General features: G+C 69.3%; 2 protein-coding genes. Both read left to right on the top strand.

Features of this window, described 5'->3' with window-relative positions; genetic code table 11:
* The first annotated feature begins 107 nt into the window (after positions 1-107).
* Entirely contained in the window at positions 108-1,103 is a 996-nt protein-coding gene (locus LCE31_RS39110) for a carbohydrate ABC transporter permease (protein WP_225023009.1), read from the top strand.
* A gap of 14 nt (positions 1,104-1,117) precedes the next feature.
* Complete coding sequence (locus tag LCE31_RS39105) at positions 1,118-1,996, top strand: carbohydrate ABC transporter permease (RefSeq protein WP_225023006.1); 879 nt, start codon at positions 1,118-1,120, stop codon at positions 1,994-1,996.
* Positions 1,997-2,179: the final 183 nt, after the last annotated feature.

Raw genomic sequence — 2,179 nt, 5'->3', positions numbered from 1 at the left:
CCCCGGGGCCACGCACCCCGGGTCCCGAGCCCGCTCCCGCGCCGGGGGCTCCCGGCTCCACGCCCGTACCCCCCAGGACCCCCAGGACAAGGACAAGGACTCCGACCGTGGCCACCTCGACACCCACCAGGGACGCGCACGTCCCGCCGCCCCGCAGGTCCGCCGACCCGCCTCCGGCGGTCGACCGCGGGTCCTGGCGCAGCCGGCTGTGGCGCTTCGACGACAAGGCTTCGCCGTACGCCTACATCGCCCCGTTCTTCCTCGTCTTCGGGGCCTTCGGGCTGTTCCCGCTCCTCTACACGGGCTGGATCGCCCTGCACCACGTGGAGATGACGGGGCTCGACCAGATGCAGTGGGTCGGCTGGGCCAACTTCGACATGATCCTGCACGACTCGGAGTTCTGGACGGCGGTCGCCAACACCTTCGTCATCGGCGTCATCTCGACCGTTCCGCAGCTGCTCATGGCGCTCGGCCTGGCGCACCTCCTCAACTACCGGCTGCGCGCGAGTACGTTCTTCCGTACGCTCATCCTGACGCCGTACGCCACCTCGGTGGCCTCGGCCGCCCTGGTCTTCGCGCTCGTCTTCCGCGCCGACGGCGGCATCCTGAACTGGCTGCTGCACTTCATCGGCCTGGGACACACCAACTGGGCCAACGGGCACTGGACATCGAAGATCGCCATCTCGGCGATCGTCATCTGGCGCTGGACCGGCTACAACACCCTCATCTACCTGGCCGCCATGCAGGCCGTGCCGACCGATCTCTACGAGGCGGCGGCCATCGACGGGGCGTCGCGCTGGCAGCAGTTCCGCAAGGTGACGATCCCGTCCCTGCGGCCCACGATCCTCTTCACGATCGTGATCTCGACGATCGGGTCCATGCAGCTGTTCGGCGAACCGCTGCTGCTGGAGGGCGGCTCCCTCGGTGCCACCGGCGGCAACCAGAACCAGTACGAGACGCTGAGTGTGTACCTCTACAACTACGGCTGGAACCTCGGGCACCTCGGGCCCGCCGCCGCCGTCGCCTGGGCCATGCTCGCGCTGCTGCTGATCATCGCCGGCATCAACCTGCTCGTCGGCCGCCTCGTCCGCAAGTCCGCCTGAGGGAGTCCTCCGCCATGACCACCACCAGCCCCGCCGCCCGCACAGCCACCGGCCGGCTCCGTGTCGGCGCGGGACGCCAGTTGCACGCGGGGCCGCTCACGTACGTCGTCCTCGTCGTCGCCTGCATCGTCTCGGTGCTGCCGCTGTACTGGACGCTCGTCGCCGCCTCGCACACCCAGAACGAAGTACTCGCGGCCACCCCGCCGTTCATCCCCGGCGGGCGCCTGTTCCACAACCTGTCGGCCGCCTGGCAGCAGGCACACCTCGGCAAGGCCATCGTCAACAGCGTCGTGGTGTCCGCCAGCATCACCGCGGCCACCCTGTTCTTCTGCACGCTGGCCGGCTACTCCTTCGCCAAGATGCGCTTCCGGGGCCGGGGTTGGCTGATGACCGCCGTCATCGCCACCCTGACCGTGCCGCCGCAGCTCAGCGTCGTCCCGCTGTTCATGATGATGTCCGACATCGGCTGGGGCGGGCACCTGGAGTCGGTGATCTTCCCGACGCTGGTGAGCGCCTTCGGCGTGTTCTTCATGCGGCAGTACCTGCTCGAAGCGCTGCCGTACGAACTGATCGAGGCGGGCAAGGTGGACGGCGCGAACAACTTCCGCATCGTCCTCAGCATCGTCCTGCCGGTCGCGCGGCCCGCGATGATGGTGCTCGGCATGCTGACGTTCGTGCAGGCGTGGAACGACTTCTTCTGGCCGTACCTGGCGCTGAGCCAGCAGAACCCCACTCTTCAGGTGGCGCTCGGCCAGTTGAGCGCCTCGTACACCCCCGACCAGTCCATCGTGATGGCGGGCGCGCTGATCAGCGCGCTGCCGCTGCTCGTGGTGTTCGCGGTGTTCGGCAAGCAGATCGTCGGAGGCATCATGTCCGGTGCCGTCAAGGGGTGAGCGGTGAAGGGATGACCGGCCAAGGGGTGAAGGGGCGATGCTTGCGGGCCGGCCGCGCCTCTGCGGCGTGCCCGCCTCGCACCCGGCACCACACACCGTAACCGGCCCCCCCCGCCCCCCGCCCCCGGCGCCCCCCCCCCCGGCCGCTCGCCGCACGCGGCGTCGGATCACACTGAGTGACAT

The organism is Streptomyces sp. 8L (genome assembly GCF_020176795.1).
Classification (GTDB): Bacteria; Actinomycetota; Actinomycetes; order Streptomycetales; family Streptomycetaceae; genus Streptomyces.
This window is presented reverse-complemented; position numbering and strand designations above follow the sequence as displayed.